This window comes from Streptomyces sp. NPDC002265 (assembly GCF_040296125.1).
Taxonomy (GTDB): domain Bacteria; phylum Actinomycetota; class Actinomycetes; order Streptomycetales; family Streptomycetaceae; genus Streptomyces.
This window is the reverse complement of sequence record NZ_JBEOWS010000153.1, coordinates 1-21,289: the sequence shown is the minus strand read 5'-3', so window position 1 is coordinate 21,289 and position 21,289 is coordinate 1. Positions and strand designations below refer to the sequence as shown.

20 protein-coding genes and 1 tRNA gene are annotated in these 21,289 nt (G+C 71.5%); 10 read left to right on the top strand and 11 right to left on the bottom strand.

Going from position 1 to position 21,289, the window contains the following annotated elements:
* Window positions 1-222: 222 nt before the first annotated feature.
* Window positions 223-534 carry a hypothetical protein gene (locus ABT085_RS25090; protein ID WP_351612056.1) on the top strand — a complete coding sequence of 104 codons (312 nt, stop codon included), beginning with the start codon at window positions 223-225 and terminating at the stop codon, window positions 532-534.
* Between the two features lie 81 nt (window positions 535-615).
* On the opposite strand, the gene ABT085_RS25085 is transcribed toward ABT085_RS25090, so the two are convergent.
* The 4 genes from ABT085_RS25085 to ABT085_RS25070 form a co-directional block, all read right to left on the bottom strand.
* Window positions 616-1,362, bottom strand: coding sequence for a DUF6227 family protein (locus ABT085_RS25085; protein WP_351612053.1), 747 nt, complete (start codon window positions 1,360-1,362; stop codon window positions 616-618).
* A gap of 202 nt (window positions 1,363-1,564) precedes the next feature.
* Window positions 1,565-2,785, bottom strand: coding sequence for a L,D-transpeptidase (locus ABT085_RS25080; protein ID WP_351612051.1), 1,221 nt, complete (start codon window positions 2,783-2,785; stop codon window positions 1,565-1,567).
* Between the two features lie 222 nt (window positions 2,786-3,007).
* Window positions 3,008-4,063 (bottom strand): P1 family peptidase, encoded by a 1,056-nt coding sequence (locus tag ABT085_RS25075; protein WP_351612048.1) that lies wholly within the window; start codon window positions 4,061-4,063, stop codon window positions 3,008-3,010.
* Between the two features lie 43 nt (window positions 4,064-4,106).
* Window positions 4,107-5,327: a low temperature requirement protein A gene (locus tag ABT085_RS25070; protein ID WP_351612045.1), complete on the bottom strand. Its 1,221-nt coding sequence runs from the start codon at window positions 5,325-5,327 to the stop codon at window positions 4,107-4,109.
* A 105-nt stretch (window positions 5,328-5,432) separates the two neighbouring features.
* On the opposite strand from ABT085_RS25070, the gene ABT085_RS25065 reads away from it, so the two are divergent.
* Window positions 5,433-5,615 (top strand): hypothetical protein, encoded by a 183-nt coding sequence (locus ABT085_RS25065; RefSeq protein ID WP_152895089.1) that lies wholly within the window; start codon window positions 5,433-5,435, stop codon window positions 5,613-5,615.
* Between the two features lie 43 nt (window positions 5,616-5,658).
* On the opposite strand, the gene mscL is transcribed toward ABT085_RS25065, so the two are convergent.
* The 6 genes from mscL to ABT085_RS25035 all read right to left on the bottom strand — a co-directional run bounded on the left by mscL (window position 5,659) and on the right by ABT085_RS25035 (window position 11,770).
* On the bottom strand, window positions 5,659-6,144 hold the full coding sequence (mscL, locus tag ABT085_RS25060) for a large conductance mechanosensitive channel protein MscL (RefSeq protein WP_351612042.1): 486 nt from the start codon (window positions 6,142-6,144) through the stop codon (window positions 5,659-5,661).
* Window positions 6,145-6,276: 132 nt separating this feature from the next.
* Window positions 6,277-6,813, bottom strand: coding sequence for a CpaB family protein (locus ABT085_RS25055; protein ID WP_351612040.1), 537 nt, complete (start codon window positions 6,811-6,813; stop codon window positions 6,277-6,279).
* 389 nt (window positions 6,814-7,202) lie between these two features.
* Entirely contained in the window at window positions 7,203-8,054 is an 852-nt protein-coding gene (locus ABT085_RS25050; protein ID WP_351612034.1) for an S-methyl-5'-thioadenosine phosphorylase, read from the bottom strand.
* 158 nt (window positions 8,055-8,212) lie between these two features.
* A complete protein-coding gene (locus ABT085_RS25045) occupies window positions 8,213-8,533 on the bottom strand; it encodes an FmdB family zinc ribbon protein (RefSeq protein WP_351612032.1) in 321 nt (106 codons plus the stop codon).
* A gap of 67 nt (window positions 8,534-8,600) precedes the next feature.
* Window positions 8,601-9,896 carry an MFS transporter gene (locus tag ABT085_RS25040; RefSeq protein WP_351612030.1) on the bottom strand — a complete coding sequence of 432 codons (1,296 nt, stop codon included), beginning with the start codon at window positions 9,894-9,896 and terminating at the stop codon, window positions 8,601-8,603.
* Between the two features lie 317 nt (window positions 9,897-10,213).
* Entirely contained in the window at window positions 10,214-11,770 is a 1,557-nt protein-coding gene (locus tag ABT085_RS25035; protein ID WP_351612058.1) for a potassium/proton antiporter, read from the bottom strand.
* Between the two features lie 228 nt (window positions 11,771-11,998).
* Between ABT085_RS25035 and ABT085_RS25030 the strand changes: the two genes are divergently transcribed.
* A complete protein-coding gene (locus ABT085_RS25030) occupies window positions 11,999-14,767 on the top strand; it encodes a penicillin acylase family protein (RefSeq protein WP_351612027.1) in 2,769 nt (922 codons plus the stop codon).
* A gap of 30 nt (window positions 14,768-14,797) precedes the next feature.
* Here ABT085_RS25030 and ABT085_RS25025 read toward each other — a convergent pair whose 3' ends face one another.
* The gene (locus tag ABT085_RS25025) at window positions 14,798-15,418 is read right to left on the bottom strand and encodes a 5-formyltetrahydrofolate cyclo-ligase (protein ID WP_351612024.1); all 621 of its coding nucleotides are present in this window, start codon (window positions 15,416-15,418) and stop codon (window positions 14,798-14,800) included.
* A 93-nt stretch (window positions 15,419-15,511) separates the two neighbouring features.
* Between ABT085_RS25025 and galU the strand changes: the two genes are divergently transcribed.
* The 7 genes from galU (at window position 15,512) to ABT085_RS24990 (ending at window position 21,262) form a co-directional block, all read left to right on the top strand.
* Window positions 15,512-16,414 (top strand): UTP--glucose-1-phosphate uridylyltransferase GalU, encoded by a 903-nt coding sequence (gene galU, locus ABT085_RS25020; RefSeq protein ID WP_351612022.1) that lies wholly within the window; start codon window positions 15,512-15,514, stop codon window positions 16,412-16,414.
* A 5-nt stretch (window positions 16,415-16,419) separates the two neighbouring features.
* The gene (gene glp, locus ABT085_RS25015) at window positions 16,420-17,745 is read left to right on the top strand and encodes a molybdotransferase-like divisome protein Glp (RefSeq protein WP_351612019.1); all 1,326 of its coding nucleotides are present in this window, start codon (window positions 16,420-16,422) and stop codon (window positions 17,743-17,745) included.
* Window positions 17,746-17,872: 127 nt separating this feature from the next.
* Window positions 17,873-18,385 carry a cyclic pyranopterin monophosphate synthase MoaC gene (gene moaC / locus ABT085_RS25010; RefSeq protein ID WP_351612017.1) on the top strand — a complete coding sequence of 171 codons (513 nt, stop codon included), beginning with the start codon at window positions 17,873-17,875 and terminating at the stop codon, window positions 18,383-18,385.
* On the top strand, window positions 18,382-18,924 hold the full coding sequence (locus ABT085_RS25005; RefSeq protein ID WP_351612014.1) for a MogA/MoaB family molybdenum cofactor biosynthesis protein: 543 nt from the start codon (window positions 18,382-18,384) through the stop codon (window positions 18,922-18,924). The genes moaC and ABT085_RS25005 overlap by 4 nt, the downstream gene beginning before the upstream one ends.
* A 17-nt stretch (window positions 18,925-18,941) precedes the next feature.
* On the top strand, window positions 18,942-19,577 hold the full coding sequence (locus ABT085_RS25000) for a GNAT family N-acetyltransferase (RefSeq protein WP_351612011.1): 636 nt from the start codon (window positions 18,942-18,944) through the stop codon (window positions 19,575-19,577).
* A gap of 171 nt (window positions 19,578-19,748) precedes the next feature.
* On the top strand, window positions 19,749-21,059 hold the full coding sequence (gene sepX, locus ABT085_RS24995; protein WP_351612009.1) for a divisome protein SepX/GlpR: 1,311 nt from the start codon (window positions 19,749-19,751) through the stop codon (window positions 21,057-21,059).
* Window positions 21,060-21,188: 129 nt separating this feature from the next.
* Window positions 21,189-21,262: transfer RNA gene (locus ABT085_RS24990), tRNA-Ala, on the top strand.
* The last annotated feature ends 27 nt before the right edge of the window (window positions 21,263-21,289 follow it).

Genomic DNA, 21,289 nt, shown 5'->3' with positions numbered 1-21,289 from the left:
GTTCCCGGGAGACCGGGAACCGCGGCCGTCCGCATGTCCCTCCGGGGTGATGCGAGTTGCCCGGCACCTGTCTGCACCTGTCCGCACCGATCTTCCGCAGGTGTCGGAGGACTTACCGACTGTCGTAATCGCCGCGTCTGCCGCAACTGCGACAACTGCCGTGTCTGCGAGATGCGTCACGGTACGGGCCTGATGCGCGACCGCTGGTGTCTACTGGACCGCATGCCAGAGCATCTCTCGATCCCTCAGCTGGCCGGTGTGGCGGTGCTCGCCCTGGCGGCGGCGGTCGTCTGGGTGATGTGCCTGACCCGCGTCCTGCGGCGCGGTCCCGGCGAGGGCCGCGGCGGGACCTCCGGGTGGCGTTCCGGTCGCCGGGCCGACCTGGCCGCCTTCCCCGTGCTGCCCGCACCCTCGGTGCTGTCCGCGCTTCCGGCCCAGCGGCAGGCAGGCCCGCAACTGGAGTCCGTGGAGCTGACTCCGGCGGAGGAGGACGCCTTCGCGGGCCTGGTCAGGCGGTTCGGCGCGGGCGGCTGACCGGGCGGGCCGAACCCCGGGCGGGCTTCGTGGCGTCCGTCGGAGGCGGCGTGCCGTGTCCGTCGGGACGTGCCGTGTCCGTCAGGAGTGGCGTGCCGCGCGCCGTTCCATCGCCTCGCGGGCCGCGTCCTCGCTCGGGTAGACCTCGCACATGTGCCGGCCGTCGGGCGTCTCCGTGTGCTCGACCTCCCACAGAGCGATCTCCTGGCCGTCCCGCAGCAGGAACGCGTGCTCGTAGAGCGCGAAGCACAGGCCGATCCGGCCCGCGCGGCAAGGGCGGCCGAAGGCCTGGGTGATCTGGTGGGCGAACGCCGACGCCAGCAGTTCGGCCGTGTCCGGGCCCGGGCGGTCCGGGTTCTCCGCCCGGCGCAGCAGCCGACGCGCGTGGTCCGCCGAGTCGTCGGGCGTGTAGGCGTGCCGCGGCTGGGGGATCGGCGAGAGCTGTACCAGCACCGGCAGTTCGAAGTCGGGGGCGTCCGGCGGTAAGGGAAGCCGGGAAGTGGCGGTGCGCAGTTCCTCCTCGTCGACGTACACCTCGTGGTGCGGGTCGCTGCCCGCCGCGGTGTTGTGGACGAGCTCCCACAGCGTCAGTGCCGAGCCGTCGGCGAGCAGCCAGGTGTGCCGGTAGGTCTCGCGGTGCAGCCCCGCGCTGTGGTGCGCGGAGTGCAGCGAACTGTCGTGCGCCAGCGCGCAGTCGAGACGCCGGATCACTTCGTCGGGCAGCTCGAAGGAGTTCAGGGCACGACCGAGAAGTCGCGCGAGGTGCTCTTCCGGAGACTCGGGCGACTCGGGTGGTTCGTACGCTGCGGTCTCGTACGGAACGCTCAAGGTTTCTCCTGGCGTTGCTGCATGTCACCTTGTGGGTGCATACCGTAGCCCCTCGGTCGGACATCATGTCCGGGAACCGGGAAAACGTACGCCAGGAAAACGCGCGGGCCGCGCGAGGAGTTCCCGTGCGGCCCGTCGAACCGTCAAAAACCGCTGGTCAAAAGGAATTTCTCATCTTTCGGCGCGACCGGGAGGCCTGCCGTCAGACGGCGCTGCCCGCGGTCCACTCGTCCCACGGCATGTTCCAGCCGTTGAGTCCGTTGTCCGGCGCCACGGTCTTGTCGGGGGAGTTCCTGACCACCACGACGTCCCCGATGAGCGAATTGTCGTAGAACCACTTGGCGGGCGTGTCGCCCTGGGCGCCCTCCACGTCCTGGAGTCCCACGCAGCCGTGGCTGGTGCCGGACTGCCCGAAGGGCGGGGCGGACTTCTGGTACCAGTAGTTGCCGTGGACGAAGGTGCCGGAGTTGGTCAGGCGCATCGCGTGCGGCACGTCCGAGATGTTGTACTCGCCGCCGTAGCCGACCGTCGATCCGTCCATCCGGGTCTCCGTGAACTTCTCGGAGATCACCATCTGGCCGTTGTACGTGGTGTGCTCCGGGCTGCCCGAGGAGATCGGGACCGACTTGAGGGTCTGGCCGTCGCGGACCACCGTCATGGTCTGCGTGTCGACGTCGACCGTGGAGACCTGAGAGCGGCCGATGGTGAAGGTGACGGTCTTCTTCTGCACCCCGAAGACGCCGTCGGCGCCCTGCACGCCGTCCAGATCGATGTTCATCGTGACCTTGGAGCCCGCCTTCCAGTAGTGGTCGGGGCGGAAGTCCAGCCGCTGCGCGCCGAACCAGTGCCCGACCACCTGCTGCCCGCTGCTGGAGGTGACCTTGATGTGCGACTGGACGGCCTTCGTGTCGGTGATGGCCTTGTCGAAGGTGAACGACACGGGCATCCCGACGCCGACCGTCGTGCCGTCGTCGGGCGTGTACGTGCCGATGAAGCTGTTCGCCGACGAGACGGTGGTGAAGATGGAGTTCGCGGCGGAGGTACGGCCGTCCGAGTCCTTCGCGGTCGCCGATATCCGGTACTTGGTCCCGCGCTCCAGCCGGTTCTTCGGCTTCCAGCTGCCGCCGTCGGCGGACAGCGAGCCGTCCACGGCCTGCCCGGTCCCCGCGACCGTCATCTTCACGTCGGTCAGGGTGCCGCCGCTGACCCGCACGCCGGTCGAGTTGACCGACGCGCCGGTCGAGCCGTCCGCGGCCGAGATGGCGATCTTCGCCGTGGACGTCCTGGCGGCGCTCGTGCCGCCCTTGTCGTCCGCGGTCCCGGCGTTGGCGTCGCCGCCGCAGGCGGTGAGGGTGAGGGTGCCGACGATCAGGGCGGCACAGGCCCCCAGTACGCGCCGCGCTGACTTCTTCGGCGTTGTCACGATCTGCTCCAGGTCTGTGTGGTGTACGGGTTCCGCTCACATACGTGGAGAAGGAGTGACCCGGCACGAGGGGGGTTCCCGGCCGTCGCCCGGAACGGCGTCACGTGACAGAACCAGGACAGTCCCATGTGGAATCCGTCATCAACTCCCCGGGTAACAGGCGATTTTGGTGCCGGTGCCGGTGCCGGTGCCGGTGCTCGTGTCGCCGTGGCCGCTGGCCTGTCAGCGCTTCCGGCCGCCGCCCCGGCCGGCCTCCGTCCCGTAGAGCGTCTCGTACGACGGCCACGCGCCCCCCGGTCCGTCCACCGGCTCCGCCGCCCGCACGGCGCGCACGATCGCCCGTGTCACGAGGTCCGCGCCCGCTTCGAGGAGCTCGTTCAGGGCGCGCGGGCGCTCGCTGTCGAGCGGGCGTGCCCCCGTCGCCAGGGTGAACACGGTGTCCCCGTCGTGGAGCAGATGCACCGGCCGTACGGCGCGCGCGATCCCGTCGTGGGCCGTGCCCGCCAGCTTCTGTGCCTGGGCCTTCGACAGCCGGGCGTCGGTGGCGACCACCGCGAGCGTCGTGTTCAGCGGAGGAGGCGTGTCCTCGCGCGCGGCCTCGGCGAGACGCAGGCGCGCGGCCCGGTGCACCTGCGCCGACGGATAGTCCACACGCCCCTGGAAGAACTCCCCGTAGAGCACGCCGGTCTCCGGATCCAGCACCGAGCCCGCCGCGTTGGCCACCACCAGCGCGGCCACCGTGATCCCCGACTCCAGGACGGCGCTCGCGGTGCCGACCCCGCCCTTGAGCGCCCCGGCCACCGCTCCCGTGCCCGCGCCCACGCACCCTTCGGGCACGGGGGCGCCGGGCGCGGCCGCCGCGGCCGCCTCGACCGCGGCCCGCCCGGTCGCCGCGTCCGGCCTGGCCCGGAAGGAGCCGCCGCGTCCCAGGTCGAAGACACAGGCGGCGGGCACCACCGGCACGACGTGCGCCGGGTCCGTTCCCACGGACACTCCGCGCCCCTGCTCCTCCAGCCAGGCCATCACCCCCGACGCCGCGTCCAGCCCGTACGCGCTGCCGCCGGTCAGGACGATCGCGTCGACCCGCTGCACCAGGTTGCGCGGGTCGAGGGCGTCGGTCTCCTTGGTGCCGGGGCCGCCGCCGCGCACGTCCACGGCGGCGACGGCCCCGCCCTGCGGGGCGAGCACGACCGTGGTGCCGGTGAGCCATCCGTCTCCGGTGCGTGTCGCGTGCCCCACCCGCACACCGGTCACATCGGTCAAAGCGTCGACTGTCATGAGGATCAGTGTCGCTCCGCCCGACGCCCCGCGGGCCGTTGCGTCATGCGGTCGGGGCGGTTCCGGTTGTACGGTCCCGTCCGGTGTGCCTACGGGCCGTCAGTGTCGAGCCGGCCGCCACCCCCAGCGCCAGCACCAGGCCCGTCGTGAGCACCGCCCACGTGCCGAGGAAGGTGCAGCAGATCACCAGCAGCGCCGTGGCGGGCAGGACCGACTGCTGGGCGATGCCCACCTTGAAGTGCCGTGCGTGCAGCGCCCAGAGGGCGACCAGGTAGAGGGCCGTGGGCAGCGTCACGGCGGCCGAGGCGGCCAGGGCGGAGATGTGCGCCTGGCCCACCGTCTGCTCCACGGCCAGTTCGAGGCCGGCACCGATCGCGGCCGCCGAGGCGAAGATCAGGTAGTGGCCGTAGCCCCACAGGAACGACTCTCTGCTGGTGTGCAGATACCCGTGGATCGGCACCACGAAGTAGATCCACCACGCGCAGAACACGATCAGCAGACCGCCGGCCGCGATCGGCAGCAACTCGCCCAGCGCGTCGTGCTCGTTCACGGCCGTCTTCACCGCGACCGTGGCCGCGGCGACTGTCTCGCCGAGCACGATGATCGTGAACAGGCCGTACCGTTCGGCGATGTGGTGCGGGTGCCAGCTCGTGGTGAAGGAGCGCTCCGCGTAGACCGGTACGCACAGTTCCGCGATCACCATCACCAGGAACAGCCAGGGACGGGCGTGTGCCGGCAGGAGCACCAGGCCGGTCCAGCCGACCTGGCAGACCAGCACGCCTCCCGCGTACCGCAGCGCGGTGCGCCGCTCGGCGCCCTCGGCGGTCCGTGCCGCCCGCAGCCACTGTGCGGCCATCGCCAGCCGCATGATCACGTAGCCGATGAAGACGGCGGTGAAATCATGGTGCTCGAAGGCTTGTGTCACCCCGGCGGCCAGCACCAGGACACCGGAGATCTGGACGAGGGTGACGATCCGGTAGAGGGCGTCGTCGTTGTCGTAGGCCGAGGCGAACCAGGTGAAGTTCATCCAGGCCCACCAGATGGCGAAGAAGACCATCGCGTAGTTCAGTACGCCCTGTCCGACGTAACCCTCCGCCAGGGAGTGCACCAGCTCGGCGCCCCCCTGTGCGATGGCCACGACAAAGCACAGGTCGAAGAAGAGCTCGAGCGGGGAGGCGACCCGGTGGGTCTCGTCGCGCCTGCGTGCGACGAGGCCTCTCGGCGGTCTTGGGGGCGTGGGCCGCGGGGCCGGGCTGGAGGTCATGCGCCCAAGCACAGCAGATGCGTGCGGAAAGTTCCTGTACGGCCTCGTGCCGGCAGGCGTCGTGGGCACGGCGGGCGGGTGCCTCCAGGGCCGTACCCTGGAGGCATGACGACCGAATCCGCCCCCGAGCCGCGCGACCCGAAGGCCGCGCTGATCTTCGACGACCCGCTGGACCGGCCGTCCGCCGACGACACGGACCGCGGCTGGGGCGAACGGCCGCGCACGGACGGCGACAGCGCGGCCGACCTGAAGCGCTTCCTCGACGAGAAGCCGCCCCACCACATCTGATCCCGGTGAGGGCCGCCGGCCGCCGTCCGCGTGCCGGACGGTCCTACTGGCGTCCGTCGTAACCGCGGTGCGAGGGCCCGTTGTAGCCGGGGCCGCGCTGCGCGACCAGGGCGTCGCGGATCTCCTTGAGTACCTCCAGCTCGGTCACCTCGATGACCTCGTGCGTGCCCTCCTTCGCCTTCTTGCGGGCCTCCTGCCGGGCCAGGTACTTCGACATCGGCAGGACCATGAGGAAGTACACGACCGCGCCCGTGATCAGGAAGGTCAGCGTGGCGCCGAGGACCGACCCCCACAGCAGCCGGATGCCCTGGTTGCCCTTGCAGGACGAGCTCAGGCACGAACTGTAGGCATCGAGGTTCTGCGTGCCGATCGCGCCGACCAGCGGGTTGATGATGCCCTTCACCAGCGAGTTGACGATGTTGGTGAAGGCTGCGCCGATCACCACCGCCACTGCCAGGTCGACGACGTTTCCGCGCATCAGGAAGGCCTTGAAGCCCTGCCAGACGCCCGGTTCCTTCTTTACGCTCACCTAAGGCCCTCTTCTCGCGTGCACAGGCTGTGGAACAAAGCGCTCCGCAACCTACGGCAGAGCGGGTCGGCCTTGCCTCATCGGGTGCCTCGGAAGGGGGACTTGGCGGGGTTTGGCCATGGAGGGACTGCCTCAGCACAGCGTCACCGCCAGCCGCTCGGCCGTGGCGGCTCCCACCAGACGGGCCGCGGTGTCGCGTTCCACGGAGAGCACCACCAGGGCGCCGCCCTCGGCCGGGTCCACCGGTGCGGGCACCCGTGTCACCAGCGCGCCGCGGGCGACCACCCGGGCGTCCCCGCCCGTGGCCGCCGGGCCGGCGGCGATGACGTCGACGCGGTCGCCGGGACGCAGCAGCCGGACCGTGGCCGCGTCGGCGATCCGCACCGGTGCCGTCACCGTCTCGACGGCGCGTTGCCGCCCGGCGGGAGCACCGTCGGCCTGCTCCCCGGGGGTGGCCCGGTGCGGACGGCCGCGGGCTCGCTCGGTGTCCTGGGGGCCGGCCGCCACCAGCGCGGCCGCGGTGACGGCGATGCCGAGCGCGAAGGCCCGTTCCCGGTGCCGTACGAGCCGGTGCAGCCGGTGCCGTGCGCCCCGGATGCGCACCGGACCGAAGTGCGGTACCTCGCAGGTGGCGGGGGCGTCGGTGCCGGGCGGGCGGGGCGAGGGCACGCCCGCGGAAGGCGCCGATAGGGGAGAAGGAGGCGAGGGGAGGGGAGAGCCGGGGGGAGGGAGACGCGTCGGGAACGGAGGGTCGGGGGGAGGGAAGGGCATCGGGATCACCGCCTGCGACGTGGGATCGGCCTGTGCCCCCACGATGAGGCCTCGCGCCACGGCCCGCCGACGCCCGTGGACCACCGGCGGACTGTGGACAACTCCCCCACCCGAACGAGACGTTCCGCCCGCGCCCGCGCCCCCGCCCTCGGTCACGGCGGTTCCGCCCTCCCCGGCCCTCGGCCACGGCAGTGCGAACCCGCCCCCGGTTACGGCAGTGCGAACCCGCCCTCGGCCACGGCGGTGCGAACCCGCCCCCGGTTACGGCGGTGCGAACCCGCCCCCGGTTACGGCAGTTCGAACCCCGGGTCCATTCCGCCGAGCGCCGTCGGGCACAGGCAGTCGCGCTTCCCGGCCGGGGGCAGTGCGGCCACCGCGTCGAACAGCACACCGCGCAGCCGGTCCACGTTCGCGGCGAACACCCGCAGCACCTCGTCGTGCGAGACGCCCTCCCCGGACTCGGCGCCCGCGTCCAGGTCCGTGACCAGGGTCAGGGACGTGTAGCAGAGCTCCAGTTCACGGGCGAGCGCCGCCTCGGGGTGGCCGGTCATGCCCACCACGGACCAGCCCTGGGCCTGGTGCCACAGCGATTCGGCGCGGGTGGAGAAGCGCGGTCCCTCGACCACGACGAGCGTGCCGCCGTCCACCGGCTCCCAGTCCTGTCCGCGTGCCGCCTTCAGCGCGGCCGTGCGCCCCGCGGGGCAGTAGGGGTCGGCCAGGGACACGTGCACGACGTTCGGCACCGTGCCGTCCGGCAGCGGCAGCCCGTCGAAGTACGTCCCGATCCGGGACTTCGTACGGTCGACCAGCTGGTCGGGCACGACCAGGGTGCCCGGCCCGTATTCGGGGCGCAGTCCGCCCACGGCGCACGGGCCGAGGACCTGCCGCACGCCGACCGAGCGCAGGGCCCACAGGTTGGCCCGGTAGTTGATGCGGTGCGGCGGCAGATGGTGGCCGCGTCCGTGCCGGGGCAGGAAGGCCACTCGACGGCCCGCGATCTCGCCGAGGAAGAGGGAGTCGCTGGGCGGCCCGTAGGGCGTCTCGACCTGGATCTCTCTCACGTCGTCGAGGAACGAGTAGAAACCGGAGCCGCCGATGACACCGATCTCCGCGCTGACGTCGAGCTCTGCGTTCGCCATGGTCAGCACAGTAGCGGGCGCCCGCGGGGGAGCGCCGGTCGGTACCGCGAACCCACCAGGCCTCGCCGTAGGGAGCGCACTGGACCCCGCTGCCGGAGCGCGCAGGACCCCGCCGTCGTGCGACGGCGGGGTCCCGGTGCAGTGTGCGAAGGCCTGGCCTATGCGGCGGAGCTGCCGGCCGAGGAGCTGGAGCTCGACGCCTTCGAGTCCGACGACGACGAGGCCGAGGACGTGGTGGACGACGACTTCGAGTCCGAGGACGTCGACGACTTCGACGCGGCCGGCGAGCTGCTCGACGAGGAGCCGCGGCTGTCGTTCCGGTAGAAACCGGAGCCCTTGAAGACAATGCCGACTGCGGAGAACACCTTCTTCAGGCGGCCATCGCAGTTGGGGCAGACGGTCAGGGCGTCGTCGGTGAACTTCTGCACCGCCTCGAGGCCCTCGCCGCACTCGGTGCACTGGTACTGGTAGGTCGGCACTGTCTTCCTCCTGGCACTCTGACTCGATGAGTGCTAACGACGGTCCATACTGACGTATTCCCGGGGCTCAGTCCACCGTCATCGGCACTCGGTGACCGACGCCACGTGCGACGGTGCGGCCGCTCGGGCGTACCGCGAGCCTTGAGCGCAGGGCGATCAGGGTCGCCAGCGCCAGCACCGTGCCGCCCATCGGCACCAGGAATCCGGTCCCGTCGCCGAGGCGGTCCTCCAGCTGTCCGGCGACCGTGACGGCGGCCGCCTGGCCGAGCGCCACCGCGCCGGTCAGCCAGGTGAAGGCCTCGGTGCGGGCGCCCGCCGGAACCAGCTTCTCGACCAGGGTGTAGCCGGTGATCAGGGAGGGCGCGATGCTCATGCCGACCAGCAGGCCGAGCCCGGCCAGGACCAGGGCCGAGTGCGCGGCCCAGAGGCCGGAGGCGGTCAGCGCGAGGGCCGCGTAGCCGACGACCAGGCGCCGCTGCGGGGCGGCCCGCCAGGCGATCGCGCCGCAGACCAGGCCGGAGAGCATGTTGCCCGCGGCGAACACCCCGTACAGGACGCCGTTCAGGCCGGGCTCGCCGATCGACTCGGTGAACGCGGCCAGCGAGACCTGCATGCCGCCGAAGACGGATCCGATGCCCAGGAAGGTGACGACCAGCACGCGCACGCCGGGCACGCGCAGGGCGGACTCGTGCGCCACGCGTGCGTGCCCGTGGGCGGTCACGGGAGGCTGGGTGCTCTTGCGCGCGGCGAACAGCAGACCGCCGACCAGGGTCAGCGAGGCCTCCGCGACCAGGCCCGCCGAGGGGGTCACGGCGGTGCACAGCGCGGTGGCCAGCAGCGGGCCGAGGACGAAGGTCAGCTCGTCCGTGACGGACTCGAAGGCCGCCGCGGTCGCCATCAGCGGGGAGTCCTTGAGCTTCACGCCCCAGCGGGCCCGGACCATGGGCCCGATCTGCGGCACCGAGGCACCGGTGGGGACGGCCGCCGCGAACAGCGCCCACAGGGGCGCGTGGGCCAGCGCGAGCGCCGTGAGGGTCAGCCCGGAGAACGTGTGGACCAGGACACCGGGGAGCAGGACCGCGCGCTGTCCGTAGCGGTCGGCGAGTCGGCCGCTGTAGGGCGCGAACAGGGCCATGGAGACGCCGGTGGCGGCGGCCGCGGCGCCCGCGGCGCCGTACGAGCCGGTGGTGTGCTGCACGAGCAGCACGATGGAGATCGTGAGCATCGCGAACGGCTGGCGCGCGGCGAAGCCCGGGAGCAGGAACGTCCAGGCGCCGCGGGTGCGCAGCAGCGACCCGTATCCGGGGCGGGACGGAGAGTCCGGCGAGTACTTCGACGGCTCGTCGGTGACCGTGGATGCCACGGCCCGTGCCTTTCTGCCGCCTGGTAGCGCGCCCGTGCGGGGGCGCCGAGCGCTGTCCTCTCGCGCGGAACTGCGGTAGATGCCGGGGCCTGTTCTGAGAGGGGCTTCCCGGCCGCCATACGGTCGCGCCAGCACTGCGTCAGGCAGAGTTGGTTCGATCAAGGTGAGCCTTCATGCTACAGGGGCCAGTGCCCGGCACACCTGTGAAAGCGAGCACTGTCGAGGCGTCCACCTGTGAACGGCTGGGGCGTGAACCGTACGAAACATGCCCTTAATGCGCAGCGTCGGCCGCGCGGAGCCGCAACGGGACCGCCCCGCTACCGCACTCCGCGTGTTCCGCCCGGTCCGGCGGGTCCGTCCGTGCCCAGCCAGCCGGCCAGCTTGCCGCCGTGGCCCACCGCGCGCAGTCGCTGTTCGGCCGCGTCGCGGACCGGGTCCGTGGCGACCACGAGGAGTTCGTCGCCGCGCCGCAGCACCGTCGTCGGCGACGGCACGAACGAGGTCCCGTCGCGCACGACGAGGGTGACCGCGGCCCCGGCCGGCAGCCTCAGTTCGTTGACCTCGACGCCGTGCATCTTCGACTCGGCCGGGATCTCGACGGACAGCAGATGTCCGCGCAGCCGCTCCAGGGGCGCGGACTCGATGCCGAGGTCGGCGGCCTCGGCGCCCTTGCCCAGTTCCAGCTTGCGGGCCAGCCAGGGCAGCGTCGGCCCCTGGAGCAGGGTGTAGACGACGACCAGCACGAAGACGATGTTGAAGATGCGGTGGCTGCCGGCGACGCCGTTCACCATGGGGATCGTGGCCAGGATGATGGGCACGGCGCCGCGCAGTCCGGCCCAGGACATCAGGGTCTGCTCCTGCCAGGGCACCCGGAACGGGGTCAGGCAGAGCACGACGCCCAGCGGGCGCGCGATCATCGTCAGCACCAGGCCGATGACCAGGGCGGGCCACACGTCGTCGCCCAGTTCGTGCGGGGTGACCAGCAGGCCGAGCAGGACGAACATGCCGATCTGCGCGATCCAGCCGAGCCCGTCGGCGAAGCCGCGGGTGGCCGGCCAGTGCGGCAGCTTGGCGTTGCCCATGATCATCGAGGCGAGGTAGACGGCCAGGAAGCCGCTGCCGTGCGCCAGGGAACCGGCCGCGTAGGCCATCACCGCGATGGCCATGACCGCGATCGGGTAGAGACCGGAGGCGGGCAGGGCGACGTGCCTGAGGCCCCAGGAGCCCAGCAGGCCCACCGCGAGGCCGATGGCGGCACCGATGGCCAGTTCCAGCACGATCTCGCCGATCAGGACGTACCAGTGCTCGAAGGGGCCCGCGGTGGAGAAGGCGACGACCAGGATGACCACCGGGGCGTCGTTGAAGCCGGACTCCGCCTCCAGCATGCCCGTCACGCGCGCGGGCAGCGGGATCCTGCGCAGCACGGAGAAGACCGCCGCCGCGTCCGTGGAGGACACCACCGCCCCGATGATCAGCGCCTGCCGCCATTCGAGCCCGACCAGGTAGTGCGCGCCGGCCGCCGTCACCCCGACGCTCACCGCCACCCCGCCCAGCGCCAGCGCGGCGGCGGCCGGAAGGACCGGTTCGATCTCCTTCCACTTCGTGCCCAGACCGCCCTCGGCCAGGATCACGACGAGTGCCGCATAGCCGATGACCTGGGTCATCTCGGCGCTGGCGAAGTTGATGTGGCCGATGCCGTCCTGGCCCATGAGGACGCCTATCCCCAGGTAGACGAGCAGGCTGGGAAGCCCGCTGCGCGAGGAGATCCGGACGGCCGCGACGGCGACGAGCAGGACGAGCGAGCAGGCGAGCAGGAGCTGGTTGAGGTGGTGGACAGTCAGTGGCCGTTCCCTTCCCTGGCTCACGCGCGGCAGCGCGAGGGGCGCACACGTACATCGGACACGGCGTTCGCGCGCCGCATCCCCAAGTACTTCGTTACCTTACCTAACTCTTGACGATTTCTTGACACTCGCCGACTCGGGATCGAACGTCCGTCCGTGCCAGATCCCGACTCCGCGTCAAGCGGCCACAGGCCCTGCGCCTATGGTTGCTCCAGCACTCCAGGACCGCCTGCCGCTCGCGTTAGGACAGCAAGGACAGCGATGCCCCCCAACACCACCGCCACATCGGGTGACAAGCCCGGCAAGTCCGGCAGGAAGAAGGGGCGCAAACTGCGCCTCTTCGTGCTCGTCCTGGTGCTGGCCATCATTGGTGGCGTGGCCTACGGGGCGTACTGGTCCATCAGCACGGTCCGGGCCTCCTTCCCGCAGACCACGGGTTCGATAACCCTCGACGGCCTCTCGGGACCGGTCGACGTCAAGCGCGACGGCAACGGGATCCCGCAGGTCTACGCCTCCTCCGACGAGGACCTGTTCATGGCGCAGGGCTACGTCCAGGCGCAGGACCGGTTCTACGAGATGGACGTGCGCCGGCACCTGACCTCCGGCCGTCTGTCGGAGATGTTCGGCCAGAGCCAGGTCAAGAACGACGAGTTCCTGCGCACCCTGGGCTGGGACCGGGTCGCGAAGCAGGAGTACGACACGACCCTGTCGGCCGACACGAAGAAGTACCTCCAGGCGTACGCCAAGGGGGTCAACGCCTACCTCAAGGGCAAGGACGGCAAGGACATCTCCCTGGAGTACGCCGCTCTGGGGTTCACCAACGACTACAAGCCCACCGAGTGGACCCCCGTCGACTCGGTCGCCTGGCTCAAGGCGATGGCCTGGGACCTGCGCGGCAACATGCAGGACGAGATCGACCGGTCCCTGATGACCAGCCGCCTCGGCCCGAAGCAGATCGCCGATCTGTACCCGGAGTACCCGTACGACCGGAACAAGACGATCGTCCAGGAAGGTAAGTACGACGAGCAGTCCGGCACGTACGAGCAGGGCGGTTCCACGAGCGGCTCGGGCGGCACCTCCGGGAGCGGCACCTCCGGTTCCAGCGCCGACGGGGCTGCTCTCCAGAGCCAGCTCTCGGGCCTGTACGAGCTCCTGGACGACCTCCCCACGGCGGTCGGCGTGAACGGCAACGGGATCGGCTCCAACTCCTGGGTCGTCTCCGGCGAGCACACCATCACCGGCAAGCCGCTGCTGGCCAACGACCCGCACCTGTCGCCCGCGCTGCCCTCGGTCTGGTACCAGATGGGCCTGCACTGCCGCACGGTCTCCGCCAAGTGCCAGTACGACGTCGCCGGCTACACCTTCGCGGGCATGCCCGGCGTGATAATCGGCCACAACGCGAACATCGCCTGGGGCATGACCAACTCCGGCGTCGACGTCACCGACCTCTACCTGGAGAAGCTCAGCGGCGACGGCTACCTGTACAACGGCAAGACCAAGCCCTTCACGACCCGTACGGAGACCATCAAGGTCGCCGGCGGCGCGTCCAAGAAGATCGTCGTACGCCAGACCGCCGACGGCATGCCGCTGCTGTCCGACCGTGACGACGAGCTCGTCGAGGTAGGCAAGAAGGCCGGTGTCGGCACCGAGGCACCCGACCGGGGCGACGGCTACGGCATCGCGCTAAGGTGGACCGCCCTCGACCCGGGCACCTCCATGGATGCCGTCTTCGCGATGGACAGGGCGGCCGACTGGGGCGACTTCCGGGCCGCGGCGAAGAAGTTCGACGTGCCCTCGCAGAACCTCATCTACGCCGACGGCGCCGGCACCTCCGGCAACATCGGCTACACCCTGCCGGGCAAGATCCCCACTCGCGCGAAGGGCCAGGACGGCTCGGTCCCGGCGCCGGGCTGGTACTCGAAGTACAAGTGGACCGGCTACATCAAGGCCTCCGAGCTGCCCTACGAGTACAACCCGAAGCGCGGCTACATCGTCACCGCCAACCAGGCCGTGGTCGACAAGGACGCCTACCCCTACACGCTCACCACGGACTGGGGCTACGGCACCCGCAGCCAGCGGATCAACAGCCTGATCAAGGGCAAGATCGACGGCGGCGGCAAGATCTCCACCGACGACATGCGCCAGATGCAGCTGGACAACTCCAGCGAGATCGCCACGCTGCTCGTCCCGACGCTGCGCGATATCGACATCGACGACCCGGACGTCCGCCAGGCGCAGAAGCTCCTGGAGGGCTGGGACTACACCCAGGACCCCGATTCGGCGGCCGCCGCGTACTTCAACGCGGTCTGGCGCAACATCATCAAGCTCGCCTTCGGCAACAAGCTGCCCAAGGAGCTGCGGGTCGAGGGCCAGTGCCTGTACGTGACCCCGGCGAAGAGCACCAGCGCGGTGGACGACACCGAAAAGGTGCGCGAGTGCGGCCAGCGCGAGGCCGACCAGGCGCAGCCGGACGGCGGCGACCGCTGGTTCGAGGTCGTGCGCCAGCTGCTGAACGACAAGAACAGCGACTGGTGGACGACGCCCGCGGTGGGCACCCGCCCCGGGGCGCACAACGACCGGGACAAGCTGTTCAAGCGGGCCATGATCGACGCCCGCTGGGAGCTGACCGCCAAGCTCGGCAAGGACATCGACACCTGGAACTGGGGCCGGCTGCACCGTCTGTTCCTGAAGAACCAGACCCTGGGCACCGCCGGTCCCTCCTTCATCCAGTACGCCCTCAACCGCGGACCCTGGGAGCTCGGCGGCGGCGAGGCGGCGGTGGACGCGACCGGCTGGAACGCGGCCGGCGGCTACGGCGTCGTCTGGGTGCCGTCGATGCGGATGGTGGTCAACCTCGCCGATCTCGACAAGTCGAAGTGGATCAACCTCACCGGTGCCTCCGGGCACGCCTACAGCGCCCACTACACCGACCAGACGGACAAGTGGGCCGCGGGTGAGCTGCTGCCCTGGTCGTTCTCGCAGAAGGCGGTCGACGCGAGCACGAGCGACACGCTGGAGCTCAAGCCGTGAGCGGATCCGACGGATTGAGCCGAGGCTGAGTCAGACGTTCCCGAAGCGGCGCACGGCCGACGGTGTCACCACCGCGTGGACCGGCCGGTCGTGCGCCTCTTCGGGAACGTGCCCGACGACCTCCGGGTCGTAGAGAAGCACCACGAGCGCGGGGTGGGCGTCCGCGCGTTCCAGCCGGGCGAGCACCCGGTCGTACGAACCCCCGCCGCGGCCCAGGCGCATGCCGCGCGCGTCGACGGCGAGGCCGGGCAGCAGCACCGCGTCCGCCGCGGTCACGGCGTCCGGGCCCAGGCGCTCGCCCGCCGGTTCCAGCAGCGCCATCTTCCCGCCGTGCCGCACGCGCGCGAGGGACTCCGCTCCCGCGTACTCGCCCCAGTCCAGGTCGTTGTCGGGAAGCAGCACCGGAAGCAGCACCCGCACCCCCCGCGCGCGCAGCGCGTCCAGGAGCGCGAGCGTCCCGGGTTCGCTCCCCACCGAGACATAGGCGGCCACCGTGCCCGCGCGGGCCAGTTCGGGCAGTTCCAGCGCCCGCTCCGCCAGCGCGCCTGCCGCCGCCTCCACGTCATCCGCGGTAAACCTGTTTCTCACCTGGAGGAGCTCGCGTCGCAACGTCTGCTTGTCAGAATGGGCTGGAGGCCTGCGGCGATGCATAAAGTACTCCTATAAGGTTTCAATACGTGCATGTGAGCCGAAATTAATCCGGACCACAGATTCTTCACAAAGGCACCCGATAAGGTGTCGGCCATGACCCAGTCGCACCCCAGGATCAGCAAGGCTGTCATTCCCGCAGCGGGCCTCGGCACCCGGTTCCTGCCGGCCACCAAGGCCACTCCCAAGGAGATGCTGCCGGTCGTCGACAAGCCGGCGATCCAGTACGTGGTCGAGGAGGCCGTGGCCGCCGGCCTCGACGACGTCCTCATGATCACGGGCCGCAACAAGCGTCCGCTCGAGGACCACTTCGACCGCAACTACGAGCTCGAGTCCGCCCTCCAGAAGAAGGGCGACGCCGCGCGGCTCGCCAAGGTGCAGGAGTCCAGCGACCTCGCGACCATGCACTACGTGCGTCAGGGCGACCCCAGGGGCCTCGGCCACGCCGTGCTGTGCGCGGCCCCGCACGTGGGCCGCGAACCCTTCGCCGTCCTGCTCGGCGACGACCTGATCGACCCCCGCGACCCGCTGCTGGCGCGCATGGTCGACGTCCAGGAACAGCGCGGCGGCAGCGTCATCGCGCTCATGGAGGTCGCGCCCGAGCAGATCCACCTCTACGGCTGCGCGGCCGTGGAGGCCACCGAGGACGGCGACGTCGTCAAGGTGACCGGCCTGGTCGAGAAGCCCGACGCGGCGGACGCCCCGTCGAACTACGCGGTCATCGGCCGCTATGTCCTCGACCCGCACATCTTCGACATACTGCGCACCACCGAGCCGGGCCGCGGCGGCGAGATCCAGCTCACCGACGCGCTCCAGCAGCTGGCGCAGGACGAGAAGGTCGGCGGACCCGTGCACGGCGTCGTCTTCAAGGGCCGCCGCTATGACACCGGCGACCGAGGCGACTACCTGCGTGCCATTGTCAGACTCGCGTGCGAACGTGAAGACCTGGGCCCGGAGTTCCGGACCTGGCTTCGCAGTTACGTAGCCGAGGAGATGTAACGCCGTTGAGCACCGCCGCGTCCCGCACCGCAGGCCAGGACCGCATCTGGTCGGTGGACGAGCACCTTCAGGACATCCTCGCCACCGTCCGTCCCCTGGAACCCATCGAGCTCCAACTCCTCGACGCCCAGGGCTGCGTCCTCGTCGACGACGTCCTGGCTCCGGGGTCCCTGCCGCCGTTCGACAACAGCTCCATGGACGGGTACGCGGTACGGGTGGCCGATGTCGCGGGCGCGAGCGAGGAGTTCCCGGCCGTCCTGGACGTCGTCGGGGACGTCGCGGCCGGCCAGCGCGACCTGCTCCACGTGGGTCCCGGCCAGGCCGCCCGCATCATGACCGGCGCGCCGCTGCCGCCCGGTGCCGAGACGGTCGTCCCCGTGGAGTGGACCGACGGCGGACTGGGCGAGGGACCGGTCAGCGGGATGCGGGCCGCAGGCCTCGACCCCGGCGGCGCCCGCGGACTGGTGCGGGTGCACCGGCCCGCCGAGGCACGCGCCCATGTGCGGGCCAAGGGCAGCGACGTCAGGGCGGGCGACCTCGCCCTGGAGGCGGGCACCGTCCTGGGACCCTCGCAGATCGCCCTGCTCGCCGCGATCGGCCGCGGCACCGTGCGGGTACGGCCCCGACCGCGCGTGGTCGTCATGTCCACCGGCAGCGAACTGGTCCAGCCCGGCGAGCAGCTGGGCAGCGGGCAGATCCACGACTCCAACAGCTTCGCGCTCACCGCGGCCGCGCGCGACGCCGGCGCGATCGCCTACCGGGTCGGAGCCGTCGCCGACGACGCCGACATCCTCCGCTCCACCATCGAGGACCAGCTCGTGCGCGCCGACCTCATGGTCACCACGGGCGGCGTCAGCGTCGGCGCGTACGACGTGGTCAAGGAGGCGCTGTCGCACGTCGGCGACGAGGACGAGCCGGGCAGCGGCATCGAGTTCCGCAAGCTCGCCATGCAGCCCGGCAAGCCCCAGGGCTTCGGTGCCATCGGCGCCGACCACATCCCGCTGCTGGCCCTGCCCGGCAACCCGGTGTCGTCGTACGTCTCCTTCGAGCTGTTCGTCCGGCCGGCCATCCGCACCCTCATGGGGCTCGCGGACGTCCACCGGCCGACCATGCGCGCGACCCTGGCCGCGGACAAGGCGCTGACCTCCCCGGCGGGCCGCAGGCAGTTCCTGCGCGGCAGCCACTGCGACGACGGCACCGTCCGGCCGGTCGGCGGTTCCGGATCCCATCTGGTGGCCGCCCTCGCCCATGCAGACGCGCTGATCGTCGTCCCCGAGGACGTGACCTCCGTCGAGCCCGGCACCGAGGTCGAGGTCGTCCTGCTCGGCTGAGCCCCGCGGGTACCCGTTCGCAGGACGGTCCTGGCCCGCTGCGCGTCCCGGCTTGGCGGTACCGTGTCGCGCACAACAGGCCCGTGCGCCGTACCGCGACGGGCCCGGACCGGGAGTGCGCCACACCATGACTGTGCCTTCCCGGGGGGAGACCCCCGGACCGCCTGTGCAGGACCGACTGACCCACCTCGACGACGCGGGCGCCGCCCGTATGGTCGACGTGTCCGACAAGGCCGTGACCGCGCGCACCGCCCGCGCCGCCGGCCGGGTCCTGGTCTCGCCGCGCGTGGTCGAACTGCTGCGCGGCGAGGGGCTGCCCAAGGGCGACGCCCTGGCCACGGCGCGGATCGCGGGCATCATGGGCGCCAAGCGCACCCCCGACCTGATCCCGCTGTGCCACCCGCTGGCGGTGTCCGGTGTGAAACTGGACCTGTCGGTCGCGGACGACGCCGTGGAGATCGTGGCCACGGTGCGCACCACGGACCGCACGGGCGTCGAGATGGAGGCCCTCACCGCGGTCTGTGTCGCCGGGCTCACCGTGGTCGACATGGTCAAGGCCGTCGACAAGGAGGCGGTCATCACGGACGTGCGGGTGGAGGAGAAGACAGGCGGCAAGTCGGGCGACTGGAGCCGCTCATGAGTAGCGCGCCGGCGCCCGGCGGTGCCCTGACCGCTCCGTACGCCGCCCTGGTCGTGACCGCCTCCAACCGGGCCGCCGCCGGGGTGTACGAGGACCGGGGCGGCCCGCTGGTCGCCGACGGTCTGCGCGGCTTCGGGTTCGCCGTCGACGGGCCGCAGGTCGTGCCCGACGGGGATCCGGTGGAGGCCGCGCTGCGCGCCGCCGTCGAGGCCGGGTACGACGTCGTGGTCACCACCGGCGGTACCGGAATCTCGCCCACCGACCGCACCCCCGAGGCCACCCGCCGGGTGATCGACCGGGAGGTGCCGGGCATCGCGGAGGCCGTGCGGGCGTACGGACGGCAGAAGGTGCCGGCCGCGGCGCTCTCCCGGGGCCTGGCCGGAGTGGCCGGCTCGACCCTGATCGTCAACCTGCCGGGCTCGACCGGCGGGGTGAAGGACGGCCTGGCCGTGCTGGAGCCCCTGCTGGTGCACGCCGTCGACCAGATCCGGGGCGGCGACCATCCCGGGCCCGGCGCCAGTAGTGGGGGTGCGAGCTGAACAGCGCGTCCTGGCCGGTGGAGCTGGTGGACGGCGATGTCGTCCTGCGGCCGATAAAGCTGCGCGACCAGCGGACGTGGCGTGAGGTCAACCGGCGCAACCGTGACTGGCTGCGCCCCTGGGAGGCGACCATCCCGCCGCCCACGCCCAGCGGGCCGATCACGCACCGGCCGACCTACCGTCAGATGGTCCGGCATCTGCGCGCGGAGGCGAGGGCGGGCCGGATGCTGCCGTTCGTCATCGAGTACCAGGGCCGCCTGGTCGGGCAGCTGACGGTGGCGGGCATCACCTGGGGCTCGATGTGCTCGGGCCATGTCGGCTACTGGGTGGACCAGTCCGTGGCCGGGCGCGGGGTGATGCCGACGGCGGTCGCGCTCGTCGTGGACCACTGTTTCCGCACGGTCGGACTGCACCGGGTCGAGGTCTGCATTCGGCCCGAGAACAGGCCGAGCCGCCGGGTCGTGGAGAAACTCGGATTCCGTGAGGAGGGGCTGCGGCCCCGTTATCTCCACATCGACGGGGCGTGGCGGGACCATCTCGTCTTCGCCCTCACGGCGGAGGAGGTGCCGGAGGGGCTGCTGAGTCGCTGGCGGCGGACCCGGCCCCAGAGCGTGCCCCGGGACCAGGGAATCCCGCACGGCCCCGGTAATTGAATAAATGTTCGAAATTGATCGGGGAGTGACCGTCTCAGGCATTAAATTCGCGCCTGCGACGGCCTGCTGATCGCATCGGTCGCAAAAAAAGCTCGAAATATCAGCCAGATCGTGCGACACACCGGCTCAATTGGCGGATGGCCTCACGTAAACCCCTCTACCGTGTGAGACGTGAGCAGCAGCGGCCTCATCTACGCAGTCATTGTCGGGGCCTGGGCCGCCTACTTGGTGCCGATGTGGCTCCGTAGGCAGGACGAGCTGAACGAGGCCCGTCCGACGGAACGCTTCAGCACCGCCATCCGGCTGCTGTCCGGAAGGGCGGGTATGGAGCGCCGATACGCCAAGGACCTGCAGGCGCGCTCCGCCGAGGAGGGGGAGCCCGACGCCGGCGTCCCGGACGTCGTCACCGATTCGGTGGACGTCCGGGCCTTCGCCATGCCCCCGACCCGCCCGCGGGCACAGGCGGCGGTACCGGCCCAGGCGCCGGAGCACCCGGAACCGACACGCGAACCGACGCGCGAAGCGGCGCACGAACCCGGACGCGAGCCGGTGCGCGAAGCGGCGCAGGAACCGGCGCACGACCGGCACGGCGCGCCGGCCCCCGAACCCCACGGGGCCCCGAAGCGCACCCGCGTACCCGACGACCGGCGTGCCGCCTCGGCGCAGGCGGCCGCCGCCGCCCGTGCCAAGCGCTCGAAGGCACTGGCGCGCCGCAGGCGTACGACCGTCCTGCTCTTCGGCGCCTTCACGCTCGGCGCGATCGTCGCGGCCGTCGGAGGACTGGCGTTCCTCTGGGCGCCCGCCGTGCCCGCCGTGCTGCTGAGCGCCTACATCGCCTACCTCCGCACCCAGGAGCGCCGGCGGTTCGCCTTCCAGATGGACCGGCGCCGCGCCGAGGTCGCGGCCCAGCGCCTGCGGGAGCGCAGCCGCCAGTCCCGTCGGCGGGCGGCGGCCGAGACCGGCCCGCGGGCCGAGCCGGACGCCGGAGAGTCCGAGCAGGGGTATGACCCGGAGACCGACTCCGCCCTCTCGGCGGCGCTCGCCGCCGACCGGCGCGCGCTCGTCGAGCAGACCGACCACGCGGAGTGGGTCGACCAGCAGCGGGAGCGCCAGCGGCGGCCGGGCCCGGGCGAGAGCTGGGACCCGGTGCCGGTGCCGCTGCCGACGTACGTGACCGCGCCGGTCGCCCCCCGCGCCACCTCCGACGTGGATCTCGGCGGGCCGGACGCGTGGAGCTCCGCGCGGTCCAGCTCCGTGGCCCGGGAGCCGGAGCCCGAGGCCGAGGGGGTCGGGGCGGCGGACGACGGTGCCGCGCCGGGTGCCGACGCGGACGACGCCGGGCAGACGGACGAGCGCGACGGCGGCGGCGGCCGGAGCGACGCCCGCCGGGCGGCGTCCGCCCGCCGCTCGCGCGAACGCGGACGTACGCCGCTGTTCGACCAGTACGACGACGGCGGGCGCCCCCGGGCGGCCAACGAGTGACGCCACGCGGCGGGACGGGGGTGCTCCCCGTCCCACCTGCGACGTCGCCCCCGATCGGCAGCTCACCCGGGGCCCGGGAACGGATTTCCAAGCACGGCGATCGGGATGCTAGAGTTTCACTCGTTGCAAGGGCCTGTGGCGCAGTCCGGTAGCGCACCTCGTTCGCATCGAGGGGGCCAGGGGTTCGAATCCCCTCAGGTCCACGCAACCAAAGCCCCGGTCGGGAAACC

Coding starts and splice junctions, on each gene's coding strand:
- ABT085_RS25090 (WP_351612056.1), top strand. CDS start 223: ATGCCAGAGCATCTCTCGATCCCTCAGCTGGCCGGTGTGGCGGTGCTC.
- ABT085_RS25075 (WP_351612048.1), bottom strand. CDS start 4,063: ATGACAGTCGACGCTTTGACCGATGTGACCGGTGTGCGGGTGGGGCAC.
- ABT085_RS25070 (WP_351612045.1), bottom strand. CDS start 5,327: ATGACCTCCAGCCCGGCCCCGCGGCCCACGCCCCCAAGACCGCCGAGA.
- ABT085_RS25065 (WP_152895089.1), top strand. CDS start 5,433: ATGACGACCGAATCCGCCCCCGAGCCGCGCGACCCGAAGGCCGCGCTG.
- ABT085_RS25050 (WP_351612034.1), bottom strand. CDS start 8,054: ATGGCGAACGCAGAGCTCGACGTCAGCGCGGAGATCGGTGTCATCGGC.
- ABT085_RS25030 (WP_351612027.1), top strand. CDS start 11,999: ATGCCCCCCAACACCACCGCCACATCGGGTGACAAGCCCGGCAAGTCC.
- ABT085_RS25025 (WP_351612024.1), bottom strand. CDS start 15,418: ATGCATCGCCGCAGGCCTCCAGCCCATTCTGACAAGCAGACGTTGCGA.
- galU (WP_351612022.1), top strand. CDS start 15,512: ATGACCCAGTCGCACCCCAGGATCAGCAAGGCTGTCATTCCCGCAGCG.
- moaC (WP_351612017.1), top strand. CDS start 17,873: ATGACTGTGCCTTCCCGGGGGGAGACCCCCGGACCGCCTGTGCAGGAC.
- ABT085_RS25005 (WP_351612014.1), top strand. CDS start 18,382: ATGAGTAGCGCGCCGGCGCCCGGCGGTGCCCTGACCGCTCCGTACGCC.